Here is an 18792-nt window from a genome sequence, read left to right on the forward strand (position 1 = left end):
GTGGGATGCCGCCAAGGCCGTAGGCCTGGCGGCATCCCACCAAATGATCCTTGGGGAGCCGCCGGGGCCGTGGGGCAGCGGCTTTTCGTTCCCTTCGTCCGTGGAAAAGCGGAGGGGCCCGCCGCGCTCGGGGAGCGGGCGGGCCCCTCCGGGGGGGGTGAGCGGTCAGCCGACGGAGGAGTAGGCGATGATGCCGCGGCGGAGGCCGTCGATGGCCTTGCGGGCGGTCTTGCGGAGTTCGGCGTCCTCGCCGGCGGCGTCCTGGATCTGGCCGAGGACATCGATCAGCTGCTTCGTCCAGCGGACGAAGTCGCCGGCCGGCATGTCGGCGTCGCGCAGGACCTGGTCGAGGTTGTGGCCGAGCGCCCAGCGGTAGGCGATCCAGGCGAAGCCCAGGTCGGGTTCGCGCTGGCCGACGCCTTCCGCGGTGTTGATCCGGTGCTGCTCCTCCAGGGCGTCGAGGTGGCCCCAGATCCGGACCATCTTGCCGAGCGCCTCCTTGGCCGCGCCTTCCGGCACGCGGGGGGCTCCGGCGTCGTCGGACTGGCGGGCCTCGTACACCAGCGCCGAGGCGCAGGCGGCGAGTTCGGCGGCGGCCAGGCCGCTCCAGACGCCTTCGCGGATGCACTCGGAGGCGAGCAGGTCGAGTTCGCCGTAGAGCCGGCCGAGCCGCTTGCCGTCGTCGGTGACGGTGTCCCCGCTGAGGTAGCCGAGGTCGGTGAGCAGCCCGCAGACCCGGTCGAAGGTGCGGGCGATGGTGTGGGTGCGGGAGCGCATCCGGCGTTCCAGCAGCTCGGTGTCGCGGTGCAGCCGGTGGTAGCGCTCGGCCCAGCGGGCGTGGTCCTCGCGGTCGGAGCAGCCGTGGCAGGGGTGCTGGCGCAGTTCGGCGCGCAGCCGGGTGATCTCCGGGTCGTCGGCGGCGGCGGCCCGGCCGCGGCGGAACCGTTCGGGTTCCAGGTGGCCGGCCTTGGTGCGCAGGGCGGAGGCGAGGTCGCGACGGGACTGCGGGCTGCGCGGGTTGAAGGACTTGGGGATGCGGACGCGTTCGATGGCGACGACCGGGTGCGGGAAGTCGATCATGGCGAGCCGCTTGACCTGCCGCTCGGCGGTGAGCACCACCGGGCGCGGGCCGTCCTGGAAGTCGGGGTGGCGCGGGCCGCCCCGGCCGGAGCGGTTGACCGGCGGCAGGCCCGGGTCGAGGACCAGGGCGAGGCCGGCGAACTTGCCGGTGGGCACGTGGATGACGTCGCCCGGCTTGAGCTGCTCGACGGACTCGACGGCGGCCGCGCGGCGCTGGCTGCTGCCCTCGCGGGCGAGTTCGTTCTCGCGGTCCTTGAGCCGGCGGCGCAGCTCCATGTACTCGTCGAAGTCCCCGAGGTGGCAGGTCATCGACTCGCGGTAGCCCTCCAGCCCCTCCTCGTTGCGCTGCACCTGGCGGGCGATGCCGACCACCGAGCGGTCCGCCTGGAACTGGGCGAAGGAGGTCTCCAGCAGTTCGCGCGAGCGGTGCCGGCCGAACTGGGAGACGAGGTTGACGGCCATGTTGTACGAGGGCCGGAACGAGGACTTCAGCGGATAGGTGCGGGTGCCGGCCAGGCCGGCCAGCGCCTCCGGGTCGAGGCCGCGCTGCCAGAGCACCACGGCGTGGCCCTCGACGTCGATGCCCCGGCGGCCGGCCCGGCCGGTGAGCTGGGTGTACTCGCCGGGGGTGATGTCGGCGTGGGTCTCGCCGTTCCACTTGACGAGCTTCTCCATGACCACCGAGCGGGCGGGCATGTTGATGCCGAGCGCCAGGGTCTCGGTCGCGAAGACGGCCTTGACCAGGCCCTTCACGAAGAGCTCCTCGACCACTTCCTTGAACCGGGGCAGCATCCCGGCGTGGTGGGCGGCGATGCCGCGTTCGAGCCCGTCCAGCCACTCGAAGTAGCCGAGGACGTGCAGGTCCTCGTCGGGGATGTCGGCGCAGCGCTCCTCGACGATCGCCCGGACCTGGGCGCGGTCGGAGTCCTTGTTGAGCCGCAAGCCGGAGCTGAGGCACTGCTGGACGGCGGCCTCGCAGCCGGCCCGGCTGAAGATGAAGGTGATCGCGGGCAGCAGGCCCTCGGCGTCGAGCCGGTCGATGACGTCCACCCGGCCCGGTGTCCAGACCCGGCCGGGGCGGCCGTTGGGCATCGAGCGGCCCCGGCCGCGGCCGAAGCGGTCGCGCGGGTTGCGGTCGAGTTCGGAGCGGGCGAGCCGGACCAGTTCGGGGTTGACGGCCTTGCCGGGGTTCTTCAGGCTGTTCTTGGGGCGGCCGTCGCGGTCGGGGTTCGCGAACAGGTCGTACATCCGGTTGCCGGCCATGACGTGCTGCCACAGCGGCACGGGGCGGGTCTCGGAGACGATCACCTTGGTGCCGCCGCGGACGGTGTCCAGCCAGTCGCCGAACTCCTCGGCGTTGGAGACGGTCGCGGAGAGCGAGACGAGGGTGACCGACTCGGGGAGGTGGATGATGACCTCCTCCCAGACGGCGCCGCGGAGGCGGTCGGCGAGGTAGTGCACCTCGTCCATCACGACGTAGCCGAGGCCGTCGAGGGTGCTGGAGCCCGCGTACAGCATGTTGCGCAGCACCTCGGTGGTCATGACCACCACGGGCGCGTCGCCGTTGACGGTGTTGTCCCCGGTGAGCAGGCCGACCTTGGCGGCACCGTAGCGCTTGACCAGGTCCCCGTACTTCTGGTTGGAGAGCGCCTTGATCGGCGTGGTGTAGAAGCACTTGCGGCCCGCGGCGAGGGCCAGGTGCACGGCGAACTCGCCGACGATGGTCTTCCCGGAGCCGGTGGGGGCGGCGACGAGGACCCCGGATCCGGATTCCAGCGTCTCGCAGGCCTCCAGCTGGAAGTCGTCCAGCGGGAAGTCGTACAGCTGCTGGAAGCCGTACAGGGCGGTGGCCTGCTCCTTGGCCCGGCGACGGCTGGCCGCGTACGCCTCGGCGGGGCTGAGCTCCTGGTCGTCCTGGGGCTCTGGATCGGGGGTGTTCATCGCCGTCCGGGTGTGGTTGGTGTGATCTCGCATCTCAGCCAGAGGTTACCCGGGTGGGCTGACATCGATAGCACCGTTTTTCCGTGCGACGGTGTGCGACCGGTGCGCGGGCGGTGTGCGACGGGAGCGCGACCGCACGTGACGGGGCCGGGCGGTCCGCGCTCGGCCCGGCGGCCCGGCACCCCGCGACCGGCCTGCGCCCCGCCACCGGCCGGACCGACCCGGACCGACCCAGACCGACCCGGACCGGCCTGACCCGGCACGGCACGGCACGGCCCGGACGCGCCCTACCCCTTCAGCAGCTCCGCCAGACCGTCCGCCAGCCGCTCGTACTCCTGCGGCCGGTTGTACAGCTGGGCGCTGACCCGCAGCACCCCGCCGCCCTCCCAGGGCCGGACGGCGATCCGGGTGCCGAAGCGGTGCCACACCTCGGCCATCAGCGCCTTCACCTGCGGTTCGGTCTCGCCGTGCCCGGCCGGCAGCCGGACGGTGCTCATCCACACCCCGGGGGTCGAGGGCAGCGGCGGCAGGCCGGTGCGCTCGGCCAGCACCCGGCGGCCGTACCGGGCGAGGGCGGTGTTGTGGGCGGCCACGGCGGGGTGGCCGAGGTCGCGCAGCAGTTCGAAGCCGGCCGGGGCGGCGAGCCAGGGCGTGTAGTCGCAGGTGCCGCGCCATTCGACGTTGCCGGGGAAGCCCTTGTCGTGCTCCCAGGACAGCGCCAGCGGGCGCACCCGGCCGGTCCACTCGGGGCGGACGGCGAGCACTCCGGTGGCGCGCGGGGCGAAGGCCCACTTGTGCAGGTTGCCGAACCAGAAGTCGGCGCCGGGGTCGATCGGGGCGGGCAGCATGCCGGGCGCGTGGGCGCCGTCCACGACGGTGGTCACGCCGCGGGCGCGGAGGTCGGCGAGCAGGGCCGGGCCGGCCACCAGGCGGGCGGTGGGCGAGGTGACCTGGTCGAGCACGGCCACGGTGGTGCGGTCGTCCACGGCGGCGAGCACTGCCTCGCGGACGGCCCGTTCGTCGGGGGCGTCCAGCGGCACGGGGGCCACCACGACCTCGGCGCCGGTCTCGGCGGCCTTGCGGGCCGCGGCCCGGGTGACGGCGCCGTAGCCGTGGTCGGTGACCAGGATCCGGTCGCCGGGCGCGAAGGGGATGCTGTCCAGGGCGATCGCGACCGCCTCGGTGACGTTGGAGACCAGTGCGAGCCGGTCCGGGTCGGTGTCGAGTTCGGCGGCGATCCGGACCCGGGCGGCGGCGATCCGGGCCGGGAGGTCGGCGAAGAAGCCGTCCGGGTCCTGCTCGTGCTCGGTGCGCAGCCGCTCCTGGGCGCGCTGCACCGGGACGGGGACGGCGCCGAACGAGCCGTGGTTCAGGTGCGCCACGCCGGGCGACACGCTGAACAGCCCGTCGGCGGCGGGCAGCGGGACCGGGGGGTCGGTGGGCCGCAGGTCTTCGAGCACGGTTTCCTCCGCTGACTGACATCCGCTGACTGACGTCCACTGATCGCCACACCCCACACTGGTGTGTGACATTTCACATGACAGACTACTGGTCGTAGCGCGCGCCTCGCGACCACCATCGGCCCGTGACCATCACCGACGCCTTCCTCGACCTCAGCGCCCGTACCGGCCGGTTCGCCTTCGGCGCGCCGCGCGCGTACACCCTTGCCCAGGACGGTACCCGGATGCTGCTGCTCCGCTCCACCGGTCCGGAGGATCCGGTCGACCGCCTCCACCTGCTCGACACCGCCACCGGCGAGGAACGGCTGGTCGCCGACCCGGCCGCACTGCTGCCCGGCCGCACCGGCGAGCGCGACGAACTGCCCGTCGTCGAGCGCCGGCTGCGCGAGCGCACCCGGCTGGTCGCCGCCGGGATCGGCACCTACGCCGCCACCGCCGACCTCGCCGTCGCCGTCTTCACCCTGGACGGCCGACTGTTCCGCACCGACACCGCCACCGGCACCAGCGACGAACTCCCGGTCGCCGGGCCCGCCTTCGACCCCCGGCCGGACGCCACCGGGCAGCGCGTCGCCTACGTCGCCGGGGACGCCCTGTACGTCACCCCCGCCCCCGAACCGCTCTCCCCCGCCGACGGCGCCCGCTGGGGCGTCGCCGAGTTCGCCGCCGCCGAGGAGCTCGGCCGCCACCGGGGCCACTGGTGGCGCCCGGACGGCGGCGCGCTGCTGGCCGCCCGGGTGGACGAATCCGCCGTCCCCCGAAGGTACTTCGCCGACCCGGCCCACCCCGACGAGGCCCCCGAGGACTTCGCCTACCCGCAGGCCGGCGGCCCCAACGCGGACGTCCAGCTCTGGGTGCTCGGCCTCGACGGCGACAGGGTCCGACTGCGCTGGGACGCCGAGGAGTTCCCGTACGTCTGCGCCGCCTCCTGGGCCTCGGCCGAGGAGCTGCTGATCACCGTCGCCGACCGGCTGCAGCAGAACGTGCTGCTGCTGAGCGCCGACCCGGCCACCGGCGCGACCGAGGAACTCTCCCGCACCACCGACGAGTTCTGGGTGGACGACCTGCCCGGCACCCCCGCCCGGCTGGCCGACGGCCGGCTGCTCACCGTCCACGACACCCCGCAGGCCCGCGGCCTCGCGCTGGACGGCAAGCCGCTGGACACCGCCGGCCTGCAGATCCGCCGGGTGGTCGGCCGGCTGCACGGCCGACTGCTCTGCGAGACCGGCGAGGGCGACCCGTTCCACCAGTACGTCCACCTGGTCGACCCGGACGGCGGCGCTCCCGAACCGCTCACCTCCGGCCCCGGCCTGCACTCCGCGCTCGCCGCCGCCGACACCCTGCTGCTCACCTCGGCCACCGCCTCGGGCGTGCGGCGGGTCGTCAGCCGCGACGGCCACGAGCTGGTGCTCACCGATCTCAGCGCCGCACTGCCCCACCGGGTGGAGCCGCAGCTCGCCCGGGTCACCGACCGCGAGCTGCCCAGCGCCGTGGTGTACCCGCGCGGCCACGTCCCCGGCACCCGGCTGCCCGTCCTGCTGGACGTCTACGGCGGGCCCGGCTACCAGGCGGTGGCCGCCGAGCCGCGCCGCTGGCAGCTCAAGCAGTGGTGGGCCGACCAGGGCTTCGCGGTGGTCACCGTCGACAACGGCGGCACCCCGTTCGTCTCCCCGGACTTCACCCGCACCATCTTCCGCCGGATGTCCCAGGTGGCGCTGGACGACCAGGTCGACGCCCTGCACGCGCTCGCCGAGCGGCACCCGGACCTCGACCTCGGCCGGGTCGGCGTGCGCGGCTGGTCGTACGGCGGCTACTTCGCGGCGCTCGCCGTGCTGCGCCGCCCGGACGTCTTCCACGCCGCCTGCGCGGGCGCCCCGCCCACCGACTTCCGGCTCTACGACACCGCCTACACCGAGCGCTACCTGGGCCTGCCGCAGGACAACCCGGAGGGTTATGCCGACGACTGCCTGCTCACCGACGCGCCGGGCCTGAGCAGGCCGCTGCTGCTGATCCACGGGCTGGCCGACGACAACGTCCACCCCTCGCACACCCTGCTGCTGTCCCAGGCGCTCACCAGGGCCGGCCGCCCGCACAGCGTGCTGCCGGTTCCCGGTGCCACCCACATGACGCCGGGCGGGCTGCTGGAGCGGCTGGCCCAGGCCGAACTCGCCTTCCTGCGGGCCTCCCTGGGGTGACCCGTCGCCCCGCCCGGGCCCGTCCGCGGGCGGAGCGGTCGAGGGGCGTCGCACCTACGGGGTGCGGCGCCCCTTCCGCTTGCTCCACACCTCTTCCACGTGACCCGTCACATGTGAAATATTACCTGCGCTTCACCGACTGATGACCTGAAGGACCCCCATCCCCCGGAAAGGACCGGTCAGTTGCGCAGACTGTCCGCGGCCCTCGCCGCAGCGCTCACCACCGGCGCGATAGCGGCCACCCTGCTGGGCACCCCCGCCCAGGCCGCACCACCCACCCCCCTCGCCCTCGCCGCCGCCGCGGCCGACGCCGACCAGGGCGCCGAGGCGCCGCCCGCGCCCCTGGCCCCGCAGGAGCGCGAGCGCCAGGCACTGCGCGGCAAGGCCCTGGAGCAGCTCAACAAGGGCGCCGTCGCCAAGACCGCCGGCAAGCGCGCCCCGGCGAAGGTGAAGATCGGCAACGACTACGTCCAGCTCGCGCACCAGCGCACGGACAAGGTCTTCGTGATCCTCGCCCAGTTCGGCGACGAGGTGGACAGCACCACCCAGTGGAACGGCCAGCCGCGCTACGGCGGCACCCCCGGTCCGGCCCACAACCTGATTCCCAAGCCGGGCAAGGACGACAACCACACCCTGTGGTCGCCGGACTTCAACCGCGAGTACTACCAGAAGATGTTCTTCGACGACGCGCCCGGCGCGGTGTCGATGCGCAACTACTACCGCACCCAGTCCTCCGGCCGGTACGACGTCGAGGGCACCGTCAGCGACTGGGTCACCGTCCCGTACAACGAGGCCCGGTACGGCAGCAACAAGGGCCCGCAGGGCTCCGGCGCCTGGACCCAGGGCCAGGAGTTCATCCGGGACGCCGTCAAGGCCTGGTACGACGGCGAGATCGCCAAGGGCCGCTCCGCCGCCGACATCAAGGCGCAGCTCGCCCAGTACGACGTCTACGACCGCTACGACCACGACAAGGACGGGGAGTTCGCCCAGCCGGACGGCTACCTGGACAACGTCATCGTGGTGCACGCGGGCGTGGACGAGACCTGGGGCGGCGGCGCCCAGGGCGCCGACGCGCTGTGGGCGCACCGCAGTTGGACCTTCCCGGACGCCACCGGGCAGACCGGGCCGGAGGGCAACCGGATCGGCGGCGCCCCCGTCGGCGACACCGGCCTGTACGTCTACGACTACGTCCAGGCGGGCGAGAACAGCGGCGTCGGCCTGTTCGCCCACGAGTACGGCCACAACCTCGGCCTGCCCGACCTGTACCCCACCAACGGCGGTGACAACAGCGTCAACTTCTGGTCGCTGATGTCCTCCGGCTCCTACCTGGGCAAGGGCGCCAACACCACCGGCGGCTACCCCGGCGACCTCGACGCCTGGAGCAAGCTGCAGTTCGGCTGGCTCGACTACGACGAGGCGCAGGCCGCCACCCGCTCCACCCACGCCCTCGGCGTGAGCAGCTACAACACCGACCAGGCCCAGGCCGTCCTGGTCCACCTGCCCGACGGCACCACCCGCACCGACCTCGCCGACCCGTACGAGGGCGGCAAGCAGTGGTGGAGCGACACCGGCGACAACCTCGACAACTCCCTGGCCCGGGACGTCGACCTGCGCACCGCCGCCGGCCCGACCGCCCTGGACGCGGCGGTCTGGTACGACACCGAGCAGGACTACGACTTCCTGACCGTCGAGGCCTCCACCGACCAGGGCAAGACCTGGACCGCCCTCGGCGGCACCGTGGACGGCGCCCCGATCGGCAACACCAACGCCAACACCCCTGGGCTGAGCGGCAGTTCCGGAAGCTACCGACAGCTGCACATCCCGCTGGACGGCTACCTCGGCCGGCAGGTCCGGCTGCGCTTCCACGTCACCTCGGACGGCAACACCCACGGCCGGGGCGTGCTGGTGGACGCCGTCAAGGCCACCGCGGGCGACACCGTGCTGTTCGCCGACGGCGCCGAGAACGACGCGGACGGCTGGACGGCCGGCGGCTTCACCGTCATCACCGGCCGCACCGCCGTCAAGCAGCATCCGCGCGCGTACCTCGCCGAGAACCGCCGCTACACCGGCTACGGGGCGTTCCTGAAGACCGGCCCGTACAACTTCGGCTACAGCGGCGTCGCGGGCAAGGCCAACGTGGTGGACAACTACCCGTACCAGGAGGGCGTCCTGATCTGGCTGTGGGACACCTCGTACGGTGACAACAACACCAAGGACCACCCCGGCGGCGGGCTGATCCTGCCGATCGACGCCCGCCCGGCGCCGGTCCGCTTCGCCGACGGCACGCTGGTCAACGGACGGGCGCAGACCTACGACGCGACGTTCTCGCTCAAGCCGACCACGCCGTTCACCCTGCACAAGGGCGGCGTCCCGGTGCGCGTCCCGGCCAAGCCAGCCGTCCCGGTGTTCAACGACCGCACCGGGGTGTACGGGGACCCGGCCACGCCGCAGCTGACGGTGAAGGTGCCGGACACCAACACCAAGATCGAGGTCGTCCGGGAGTCCCAGGGCGGGAAGATCACCACCGTCCGGGTGGGCCCGGCGTCCTGACCCTCGGAGCACCCGAAAGGCCCCGGAGCACCCTGTAGGCCCCCGGAGCACCGGGAAAGGCCCCGGATCCCCCCGACGAAAAGGGATCCGGGGCCTGCTCGTGCGCCCGGGACCTGCTCCCGGGGATCAGGCGCCCCGGGGTCGGCGCCCGAGGCCGCGGGCGGTGCGCGCGGCGGTCGCCAGCCCGAGGACGGTGATCGCGGCGATCCCGAAGGTCATGTAGCGGGCCGAGTCGACCGGGGTGTCGCCGCCCAGGTTGACCAGCGTCCCGGCCAGCGCCGAGGTCACCGAGAAGGCGATCAGCTGGGTGGTGTTGATCGCCGCGGCCGCCTTGCCGCCCTCCACCGGGTCGGTGCTGCTGCGCATCGCGGCCACGCTCAGGTGCGGGAAGGCCAGCCCGATCCCGGTGCCGGCGCCGAACAGCGCCACGGCCCAGAGCAGCACCCGCGGCCCGGACGCGTGCCCGGTCTGCGTCAGCCCGTAGACCAGCAGGCCGCCGACCAGCACCAGCGGAGCCGTGCGGATCGCCAGGGCCCGGCCGCGGACCGACTCGATGCCGACGCTGAACAGCTGGGCGGCGGTCCAGCCGGCCGAGGTGGTGGCGCCGAGGAACCCGGCCACCAGCGGGGAGAGCCCGCCCAGCTGCTGGCCGAACAGCGGGATGAAGTTCTCCGTCACCACGCCCGCGCAGAGCACGGCGACGGTCAGGTAGAGCCACTTCAGCGGGTTGCCGGCCCGGTAGGTCTGCCGCGGCAGCACCGTCACCGCGCCGCGCCGCTCGACCGCCGTGAAGCCCACCAGCAGCGCCACTCCGGCGAGCAGGCACAGCGCCGTCGGCCAGCCGCCCGGCACGGTCGAGCTGACGCTGAAGGCGGCCGCCGCCAGGGTGAGCAGCAGCAGCGAGGGCAGCGGCACCCGGCCGCCGCCGTGCCCCGCGCCGGAGCGCCCGGGCAGCACCCGGCGGGCCAGCACGGCCAGCACCAGCGCGGCCGCCAGCAGCAGGACGTACGCCCCGCGCCAGACGCCGAGCTGGGCGAACAGTCCGCCCAGTGAGGGTCCGACCAGGGTGCCGACACCCCACATCGCGGAGACCAGCCCGGCCGCCCGGGTCCACAGCCGCTCCGGCAGGGCGCTGCGGATCACGGCGTAGCCGAGCCCGGCGACCAGCCCGCCGCCGAGGCCCTGCACCACCCGGCCGAGGATCAACGCCGCCATCGACGGGCTGAGCGCGTTGACCACGGCGCCGGCGCCGAAGACCAGGAAGCCCAGCACGTAGGCCCCGGCGGCGCCGAGCCGGTCCAGCAGTCTGCTGACCAGCATCGAGGCGATGACGGCGGCCATCAGGAAGCCGGTGGCCACCCAGGCGTAGTACCGCTCGCCGCCGATGTCGGCCACGATCGAGGGCATCAGGGCGGCGGTGAAGTAGAGGTTCATCGCGTACAGCGCGACGCCGCCGGCCAGGATCGAGGCCGCTGCGGCGTACCGACGGGAGAAGAGTTCACGCCACCCGCCGGAGGCCCCCGCGGGCGGCGAATCCGACGGGTAACTATCCGGTCCGGAGGCGGTGGTGGCGTTCTCTACGGCAGTTGATTCGGTCACGTCCGGTACGCTAGGACTTCAAGAGAACTTGAAGTCAAGGACAGTCGAGGAGCCGCCATGACCACCGCGCCGGTCGATCTGCTGAGCGTCGGCGAGGTGGCCCGGCGGGCCGGGATCGCCACCTCCGCGGTGCGCTTCTACGAGGACCAGGGGCTGATCTCCTCCGAGCGCACGACGGGCAACCAGCGGCGCTACCGCCGGCACGTGCTGCGCCGGATCTCGCTCATCCTGGTCGCCAAGCGGCTCGGCATCCCGCTCTCCGAGGTCGCCGAGGTCTTCACCGGCCTGCCCGAGGACCGGATGCCCGGCAAGCACGACTGGGAGCGGATCTCCCGCCGCTGGGCCGACCAGCTGCGCGCCCGCCGGGCCGAGCTGGAGCGGCTGGAGGAGGAGCTGACCGGCTGCATCGGGTGCGGCTGCGTGTCGCTGCGCCGCTGCCGGGTGCTGAACCCGGGGGACGAGCTGGCCGCCGAGGGGCCGGGCCCGCGCCGGCTGCTGCCGGAGGAGGGCCTGCTGCCCGCCGAGGAGTGAGCGGCCCGCGGCCCGCCCCCGTCGCGGAACGACCGGAACCCCTCCCGGAGAACCGGAAGGGGTGGGACCCGGTCGGACGCGGCCCTCGCAGGGTTCCCCGCCGCGTCCGACCGGGGGCTCGGGTGGCTCAGGCCTCCGGGAAGTGGCAGGCCGCCTGGCGCTCGCCGGGTCCGGCGATCCTCAGCAGCGGCCGTTCCGTCCGGCACAGGTCCTGGGCCTTGGGGCAGCGCGGGTGGAAGGTGCAGCCGGGCGGCGGGTCGGCCGGGCTCGGCGGGTCGCCGAGCAGCACGATCCGCTCCCGTTCGCGCTCCGCCTCCGGGTCGGGCAGCGGGACGGCGGACAGCAGCGCCTTGGTGTACGGGTGCGCGGGGTTGCCGTACACCTCGGCCTTGTCGCCGATCTCCACGATCCGGCCCAGGTACATCACCGCGACCCGGTCGCAGACCCGCTTGACCACCGAGAGGTCGTGCGCGATGAACACGTACGCCAGCCCCAGCTCCTGCTGGAGCCGCTCCATCAGGTTGACCACCTGGGCCTGGATCGAGACGTCCAGCGCGGAGACCGGTTCGTCGGCGATCACCAGCCGCGGCGAGGTGGCCAGCGAGCGGGCGATGCCGATGCGCTGGGCCTGGCCGCCGGAGAACTCGTGCGGGTAGCGGTCGAGGTGCTCGGGGATCAGCCCGACCAGCTCCATCAGCTCGGCCGCCCGCTTGCGCGCGGCCGCCGCGCTCTCGCCCTGGACGAGCAGCGGCTCGGAGATGATCCGGGCCACCGTCTGCCGGGGGTTGAGCGAGGAGTACGGGTCCTGGAAGACCATCTGGAGGTCGCGCCGGTGCGGGCGCAGCCGGGCCTGGGAGAGCCCGCCGATCTCGGTGCCGTCGAAGGTGACGGTGCCCGAGGTCGGGTCGAGCAGCCGGACGATCATCCGCCCGGTGGTGGACTTGCCGCAGCCGGACTCGCCGACCAGGCCGAGCGTCTCGCCCGCGCCGACGTCGAAGCTCACGCCGTCGACGGCCCGGATCGGCGCGCCGGGGCGCCCGGTGCGGCCGCGCCGGCCGGGGAAGGTCTTCACCAGGTCCCGTACGGAGAGCAAGGGTTCGGTCATCGGAGCACCCCTTCCGGCACCAGCGGCAGGTGGCAGGCGGCCTGGTGGCCGGGGGCGAGCAGGTCGAGCGGGGGGCGCTCGGCCAGGCAGCGGGCGCGCTCCTCGGCGGACGCCGCGGTGGTGCGGGCGCAGCGCGGGGCGAAGGAGCAGCCCGGGGCGGGGGCGATCAGCGACGGCGGGCTGCCGGGGATGGCCCGCAGCGGGGCGTCGTCGGTGTCGTCCAGGCGCGGCAGGGAGTCCAGCAGGCCGCGGGTGTACGGGTGCGCGGGCTGCCGGAACAGCCGGTCCACCGGGGCCTGTTCGGCGGCCCGGCCGCCGTACATGACCAGTACCTCGTGGGCGACCCGGGCGACCACGCCGAGGTCGTGGGTGATCATCACGACGCCGAGGCCGCGCTCCTGCTGGATCCGGGCGATCAGGTCGAGGATCTGGGCCTGGACGGTGACGTCGAGCGCCGTGGTGGGCTCGTCGGCGATCAGCAGGTCGGGCTCGCAGGCGAGCGCCATGGCGATCATGACGCGCTGGCGCATGCCGCCGGAGAACTGGTGCGGGTACTCGTCGACCCGGCGGGCCGGCTCCGGGATGCCGACCTCGGCCAGCATCTCCACCGCCCGGGCCCGGCCGGCCTTGCGGTTCGCCTTGAAGTGCACCCGGTAGTGCTCGGCGATCTGCTCCCCGACGGTGTAGAAGGGGTGCAGGCTGGACAGCGGGTCCTGGAAGATCATCGCGATCCGGCGGCCCCGGACGGTGCCCAGCTCCCGCTCCCCCAGGCCGGCCAGCTCCTGGCCGTTCAGCCGGATCGAGCCGGTGACGGTGGCGCCGCGGTGCAGGCCCATGACGGCGAGCGAGGTGACGGACTTCCCGCTGCCCGACTCGCCGACCAGCCCGAGGGTGCGCCCGGCCTCGACGGTGAAGGAGATCCCGTCCACCGCCCGGACGGTGCCGCGCGGGGTGTCGAAGGAGACCTTGAGGTCCTCGACCTCCAACAGCTCGGCCATCAGTACCTCACTCTCGGGTCGACGAACGCGTACAGCAGGTCGACCAGCAGGTTCGCCGCGACGATGAAGAACGCCGCGAGCAGGGTGACGCCGAGGATGACGGGCTGGTCGGAACGGGCCAGGCCGTCGTAGAACAGCCGGCCGACACCGGGCAGGCCGAAGATCGACTCGGTGATGACGGCGCCGGCCAGCAGCCCGCCGAGGTCCATCCCGAAGATGGTCAGGATCGGCGTCATCCCGGAGCGCAGCCCGTGCTTGACGGTGACCGTCCGCGACGGCAGGCCCTTGGCCCGGGCGGTGCGGATGTACGGCTCGGCCATCGTCTCGATCATCGAGTTGCGGCTCTGCCGGGCGTACATCGCCGCGTACAGCAGGGCCAGCGCGATCCACGGCAGCAGCAGGTTGGAGGCCCACTCGAAGGGGCCGTCGGCGAACTTGTGGTACGCCGGGTAGGGCAGCAGGCCCGCGGTCCTGACGACGCCCCAGATCAGCATGATCGAGGTGAAGTAGACCGGCAGCGAGGCGGTGCCGACGGACAGCACCATCAGCGCCTTGTCGACCGGCCGGCCCTTGCGCAGCGCCGAGGTGACGCCCGCGCCGAGGCCGAGGACCAGCCAGAGCACGGCCGCGCCGAGCGCCAGCGAGACGGAGACCGGCAGGCGGTCGGTGAGCAGGTCCCACACCGGCAGTCCGTACTCGTAGGAGTAGCCGAGGCAGGGGAAGCCGCAGTGCACGGCGCTGGGGCCGGTGCCGTAGTCGCGGCCGGCGAAGATGCCGCCGAGGTAGGCGAGGAACTGGTCCCAGACCGGCTTGTCCAGGCCCATCGCGGCCTTGACGTCGGCGAGCCGCTCGGGGCTGCAGGTCTTGCCGCAGGCGGCCGCGGCCGGGTCGTTGGGCAGCAGGTAGAAGATGGTGAAGGTGATGGCGCAGATGGCGAGCAGGATGCCCACCACGCCGAGCAGCCGGCGGCCGAGGTAGAGGATCACGACCGGCCTCCCCGGGGGTCGAGGATGTCCCGCAGCGCGTCCCCGAGCAGGGTGAACGCGAGCACGGCGACGAACAGGAAGGCGGTCGGGATCAGGAAGTAGGTCGGGTCGGTCTCGTAGTGCACGATGCTCTCGGCGATCATCTGGCCCCAGGACGCGGTCGGCGGGCGGACGCCCACGCCGAGGTAGCTGAGCGCGGCCTCGGTGGCGATCATGCCGGGGACGAGCAGGGTGGTGTAGGCGATGATCGGGCCGGAGACGTTCGGCAGGATCTCCCGGGTGAGGATGCGCCAGGAGCGCGCCCCGCCGACCTTGGCGGCCTCGACGTACTCGCGGTGCTTGAGCGAGAGGGTCTGCCCGCGCACCACCCGGGCGATGCCGGGCCACGTGAACAGCCCGATCACCAGGGTGATCAGCAGGATCCGGTTGACGTCCTTGGCCACCGACATCATCGCGATCATGAAGATCAGCGAGGGGAAGGACATCGTGAGGTCCATCAGCCGGGACAGCAGGGTGTCGACGCGCCCGCCGAAGTAGCCCGCCGCGATGCCGGCCAGGGTGCCGACGAGCACGACGACGGCCGTCGCGGTGAAGGCGATCAGCAGGGAGACCTGCCCGCCGTGCAGCACCCGGGCGAACAGGTCACGGCCGGTGAGCGGTTCGACGCCCAGCCAGTGCCGGGCGCTGATGCCGCCGAAGTCCCCCTTGGGCAGGCCGCCCAGGTACGGGTCGAGCGAGCGCTTGTCGAACTCCTCGGGGCTCCAGCCGCCTAGCGAGCCGAGCGGCCCGGCCAGCGCGGTGACCAGGACCAGCACGCCGACGGTGATCAGCCCGAACCGGGCCGAGCCCTTGGCCCACAGCTGGTCCCAGACCAGCCGCCAGGGCCCGCGCCCGGCACTCTTCTTGGCGCCCCCCGCCGTGGCGTCGGCCACGGCGGCGGGCTCAGTGGTGGTACTCATGGCTGCCGGTCCCTCACTTGCCCTTGGCGGGGTCCTTGAGGCCGACCGTGGCCAGGTCGATCATGCCGGCGAAGCCCGAGTTGCCGAACGCGCCGGCCACGTTGGTGCCGACCAGCAGCGGGCGCCGCTGCCAGAGCAGCGGGACGGCCGGGGCCTTCTTCATCAGGTCCTCGTCCAGCTGCTTCCAGGCCTTGTTCGCCTCGTCGACGTTCGTCATGGCCGCGATCTGGTCCATCCGGTCCATCGTGGCCTGGTCCTTGAACTGGCTGTAGTTGCCCTGGTTGCCCTTCTCCTTGATGGTGCGGCCGTCGAAGAGGAACGGCAGGAACGTCGCGCCGGAGGGGTAGTCGGGGCACCAGCCGTTGAGCGTCAGCTCGGGGGCGTTCTTGATGTCGCCGACGGTGTCGGCGAAGGCGGACGCGTCGACGGTGTTCACGGTGACCTGGACGCCGGCCTTGGACAGCGACTGCTGGATCGCCTCGGCGCGGGTCTTGTCGCCGGTCGAGACGGTGAGCGAGACCTTGAGGTCGCTCTTGCCCGCCTCCTGGAGCATCTTCTTGGCCTTCTCCTGGTCGCCGTTGACCGGGATCTTCAGCGGGTCGGACTTGACGCCGCCGGTCAGCGAGGGCGGCAGGAAGGAGGTCGCCGCGTCGGTCATCGCGGGGCCGCCGAAGGCGGTCACCTGGGCGTCGCGGTCGACCGCCCACATCATCGCCTCGCGCACCTTCGGGTCGTCGAAGGGGGCCTTGGCGGTGTTCAGGTAGAGCATGTCGGTACAGCCGGTCTGCTCGGCGACCATGCGGGCCTTGACGTCCGCCTTGGGCAGCACCTTGGCGACGGTCTCGTGCTGCATCCACGGCATGTTGATGGCGTTGGCGTCGGCGCCGTCACTGGCGATGATCCGGTCGTCGGCCTGGCCGCCCTTGATGCCCTGGGTGACCACGACCTTGTCCGGGTACGCCTTGCGGACGGTGTCCGTGGCCGGGTCCCAGTTGTCGTTGCGGACCAGCACCAGCTGCTTGCCGCGGTCGTAGGTCTCGATCTTGTACGGGCCGGAGGAGAACGGCCGGGCGTCGTACTGGGTGCCCTTCTCCTGGGACTGCGGCACCGGGGCGAAGGTCGGCAGGGTGACGGTGTCGGAGAACTCGGCGACCGGGCGCTTCAGGTGGAAGACGATCGTCTTGTCGTCCGGCGTCTCGATGCTCGACAGGTGCTCGCCGTTCAGCGGGCCCTTGTAGTTCTCGCCGTCCGCCAGGTACTGGATCGCGTAGTCGGGGCCGCCGGTGAGGTCCGGGGAGAACGACCGCTCGACGTTGTACTTGATGTCGGCGGACTTGATCGGCGAGCCGTCCTCGTACTTGAGGCCGTCCTTGAGGGTGAAGGTCCACACCTTGCCGCCCTCGGAGGACTTGCCCAGGTCGGTGGCGAGGTCCGGGACGATCTCGCTGCCGGCCGCGCCCGGCTCGGACTTGAAGGTGGTCAGGGTCCGGTAGATGAGCCGGGTGCCGAAGTCCATGTGCGGCACGACCCAGTTGCGGGCCGGGTCGAGGTGGGCGAAGTCCTGGTTGGTCAGGATGTTGAGGGTGCCGCCCTTGGCCGGAGTGCCTCCGATGATCGAGCCGGACGCCGCGCCCGGGCCCTTGCTGTCGGCGGGCGCGGCGTCGGAGCCGCTGTCGCTCTTGTCGTTCGAGCAGGCCCCGAGGCCGAGGGTGAGGGTCGCCGCGAGGGCCGCCGCGAGGGCGGCGTGGGTGCGCCTGGTCATGTGCAACTCCGCTGTGGGGGGCCTGATCGTCCGACCTGGCCGGCTGCGCTGTGTGACCCGTAACATAGTAATGTGAAATTGCACTGCACAAGAGGTGACGGCTGCCGTTACCGAGCTGTGTCCGTGCCAGCATCTCCCCAGCCCCGCCAAGGAGTTCACCGGTGACCCTTCCCCCGACCGGCCTCAACACCGGGAGCCACGACCTCCCGGTCTCCCCCGCACTCGCCTCGTTCATGGCCACCAGCTGGGCCGCCACCCCGCTCCCCGCCGACCGGCGCGTCCCCGGCCACGACCACTTCCCCGGCCGCCGCACCCGGCTCTCCGCCGCCTTCCCCGGCGAGCGGCTGATCGTCCCGGCCGGCCGGCTCAAGGTCCGCTGCAACGACCTCGACTACCGCTTCCGCCCGCACAGCGCGTACGTCTGGCTCACCGGCCTCACCGGCGAGGACCAGGCCGACCACGTCCTCGTCCTCGAACCCGCCGGCCCCGAGGGCCACGAGCCCGTCCTGTACCTGCGCCCCCGCTCCCCGCGCGACGGCGGCGAGTTCTACCGCGACCGCCGCTACGGCGAGTTCTGGGTCGGCTCCCGCCCCGACCTCGCCGAGGCGGCCCGGCTCACCGGGGTCCGCACCGAACACCTCGACGACCTCGGCAAGCTCCTCACCGGCCCCCAGCCGCCCACCCGGGTCCTGGCCGGCACCGACCCGCTGGTCGACGAGGCCACCGGGCGGCCGAACGGCGACCACCGGGACGGCGAACTGGCCGCCGTGCTCTCCGAACTGCGCCTGGTCAAGGACGAATGGGAGGTCGGCCAGCTCCAGCTCGCCGTCGACCACACCACCACCGGCTTCGAGGACGTCGTCCGCGCCCTGCCCACCGCGCTGCGCCACCACCGCGGCGAACGCTGGATCGAGGGCGTCTTCGACCTGCGCGCCCGCGCCGAGGGCAACGGCACCTCCTACACCACCATCGCCGCCTCCGGCGCCCACGCCTGCGTGCTGCACTGGATCCGCAACGACGGCGCCCTCGACCCCGACGCCCTGCTGCTGCTGGACGCCGGCGTCGAGACCGACACCCTCTACGCCGCCGACATCACCCGCACCCTGCCGCTCAGCGGCACCTTCACCCCCGTCCAGCGCCAGGCCTACGACCTCGTCCTCGCCGCCCAGAGCGCCGGCATCGCCACCCTGCGCCCGGGCGCGCGGTTCCGCGACTTCCACCGCGCCGCCATGCGGGTCATCGCCGAGGGCCTCGCCGACTGGGGCGTGCTGCCCGTCTCCGCCGAGGAGGCCCTCGCCGAGGACAACGGCCTGTACCGCCGCTACACCCTCTGCGGCAGCGGCCACATGCTCGGCCTCGACTACCACGACTGCGCCAAGTCCCGCGCCGACCGCTACCTCGACGGCACCCTGGAGGAGGGCATGGTCCTCACCGTCGAACCCGGCCTCTACCTCCAGCCCGACGACGAGACCCTCCCCGCCGAACTCCGCGGCCTCGGCATCCGCATCGAGGACGACCTGGTCATCACCGCCGACGGCGCCCACCTGATGTCCGGCGCCCTCCCCCGCGAGGCGGCCGCCGTCGAGTCCTGGATGGCCGGCCTGCTCGGCTGAGGCCACCGCCGGGAGC

The 18792-nt window shown here is 72.9% G+C and carries 12 protein-coding genes; 4 read left to right on the forward strand and 8 right to left on the reverse strand.

Annotated features, from left to right (window positions below):
* Positions 1 to 165: 165 nt before the first annotated feature.
* A complete protein-coding gene (locus AB0E96_RS15050) occupies positions 166 to 3021 on the reverse strand; it encodes a DEAD/DEAH box helicase (RefSeq protein WP_359823177.1) in 2856 nt (951 codons plus the stop codon).
* A 287-nt stretch (positions 3022 to 3308) separates the two neighbouring features.
* Positions 3309 to 4481, reverse strand: a complete 1173-nt coding sequence (locus tag AB0E96_RS15055; protein WP_359823125.1) for an aminotransferase class V-fold PLP-dependent enzyme — start codon at positions 4479 to 4481, stop codon at positions 3309 to 3311.
* Positions 4482 to 4606: 125 nt separating this feature from the next.
* Here AB0E96_RS15055 and AB0E96_RS15060 point away from each other — a divergent pair, with 125 nt between their 5' ends.
* Together AB0E96_RS15060 and AB0E96_RS15065 are read left to right on the forward strand one after the other, a co-directional pair.
* A complete protein-coding gene (locus tag AB0E96_RS15060; protein WP_359823128.1) occupies positions 4607 to 6673 on the forward strand; it encodes a prolyl oligopeptidase family serine peptidase in 2067 nt (688 codons plus the stop codon).
* A gap of 183 nt (positions 6674 to 6856) precedes the next feature.
* Positions 6857 to 9223 (forward strand): immune inhibitor A domain-containing protein, encoded by a 2367-nt coding sequence (locus AB0E96_RS15065; RefSeq protein ID WP_359823131.1) that lies wholly within the window; start codon positions 6857 to 6859, stop codon positions 9221 to 9223.
* A 126-nt stretch (positions 9224 to 9349) separates the two neighbouring features.
* Here the strand turns inward: AB0E96_RS15065 and AB0E96_RS15070 are convergent, their stop codons facing one another.
* On the reverse strand, positions 9350 to 10822 hold the full coding sequence (locus tag AB0E96_RS15070) for an MFS transporter (protein WP_359823133.1): 1473 nt from the start codon (positions 10820 to 10822) through the stop codon (positions 9350 to 9352).
* A 57-nt stretch (positions 10823 to 10879) separates the two neighbouring features.
* Between AB0E96_RS15070 and soxR the strand changes: the two genes are divergently transcribed.
* Positions 10880 to 11353 (forward strand): redox-sensitive transcriptional activator SoxR, encoded by a 474-nt coding sequence (gene soxR / locus AB0E96_RS15075; RefSeq protein WP_359823136.1) that lies wholly within the window; start codon positions 10880 to 10882, stop codon positions 11351 to 11353.
* Positions 11354 to 11480: 127 nt separating this feature from the next.
* Here the strand turns inward: soxR and AB0E96_RS15080 are convergent, their stop codons facing one another.
* The 5 genes from AB0E96_RS15080 to AB0E96_RS15100 are packed head-to-tail and all read right to left on the reverse strand — an operon-like array spanning position 11481 to position 17163.
* Positions 11481 to 12458 (reverse strand): oligopeptide/dipeptide ABC transporter ATP-binding protein, encoded by a 978-nt coding sequence (locus AB0E96_RS15080; RefSeq protein ID WP_359823138.1) that lies wholly within the window; start codon positions 12456 to 12458, stop codon positions 11481 to 11483.
* Positions 12455 to 13456: an ABC transporter ATP-binding protein gene (locus AB0E96_RS15085; protein WP_359823140.1), complete on the reverse strand. Its 1002-nt coding sequence runs from the start codon at positions 13454 to 13456 to the stop codon at positions 12455 to 12457. Before AB0E96_RS15085 ends, AB0E96_RS15080 begins: the two co-directional genes overlap by 4 nt.
* Positions 13456 to 14442, reverse strand: coding sequence for an ABC transporter permease (locus tag AB0E96_RS15090; protein WP_359823142.1), 987 nt, complete (start codon positions 14440 to 14442; stop codon positions 13456 to 13458). Before AB0E96_RS15090 ends, AB0E96_RS15085 begins: the two co-directional genes overlap by 1 nt.
* Positions 14439 to 15401: an ABC transporter permease gene (locus tag AB0E96_RS15095; RefSeq protein WP_355258409.1), complete on the reverse strand. Its 963-nt coding sequence runs from the start codon at positions 15399 to 15401 to the stop codon at positions 14439 to 14441. The genes AB0E96_RS15090 and AB0E96_RS15095 overlap by 4 nt, the downstream gene beginning before the upstream one ends.
* 13 nt (positions 15402 to 15414) lie before the next feature.
* Positions 15415 to 17163: an ABC transporter substrate-binding protein gene (locus tag AB0E96_RS15100; protein WP_359823144.1), complete on the reverse strand. Its 1749-nt coding sequence runs from the start codon at positions 17161 to 17163 to the stop codon at positions 15415 to 15417.
* A gap of 161 nt (positions 17164 to 17324) precedes the next feature.
* Between AB0E96_RS15100 and AB0E96_RS15105 the strand changes: the two genes are divergently transcribed.
* Positions 17325 to 18776 carry an aminopeptidase P family protein gene (locus AB0E96_RS15105; protein ID WP_359823147.1) on the forward strand — a complete coding sequence of 484 codons (1452 nt, stop codon included), beginning with the start codon at positions 17325 to 17327 and terminating at the stop codon, positions 18774 to 18776.
* Positions 18777 to 18792 lie beyond the last annotated feature (16 nt).

The sequence above is a fragment of the Kitasatospora sp. NPDC036755 genome, from assembly GCF_040636595.1.
Classification (GTDB): domain Bacteria; phylum Actinomycetota; class Actinomycetes; order Streptomycetales; family Streptomycetaceae; genus Kitasatospora.

Excerpts from the sequence above, each read along its gene's own strand:
- AB0E96_RS15080 (WP_359823138.1), bottom strand. The coding sequence starts at position 12,458 with ATGACCGAACCCTTGCTCTCCGTACGGGACCTGGTGAAGACCTTCCCC.
- AB0E96_RS15085 (WP_359823140.1), bottom strand. The coding sequence starts at position 13,456 with ATGGCCGAGCTGTTGGAGGTCGAGGACCTCAAGGTCTCCTTCGACACC.
- AB0E96_RS15095 (WP_355258409.1), bottom strand. The coding sequence starts at position 15,401 with ATGAGTACCACCACTGAGCCCGCCGCCGTGGCCGACGCCACGGCGGGG.
- AB0E96_RS15100 (WP_359823144.1), bottom strand. The coding sequence starts at position 17,163 with ATGACCAGGCGCACCCACGCCGCCCTCGCGGCGGCCCTCGCGGCGACC.
- soxR (WP_359823136.1), top strand. The coding sequence starts at position 10,880 with ATGACCACCGCGCCGGTCGATCTGCTGAGCGTCGGCGAGGTGGCCCGG.
- AB0E96_RS15050 (WP_359823177.1), bottom strand. The coding sequence starts at position 3,021 with ATGAACACCCCCGATCCAGAGCCCCAGGACGACCAGGAGCTCAGCCCC.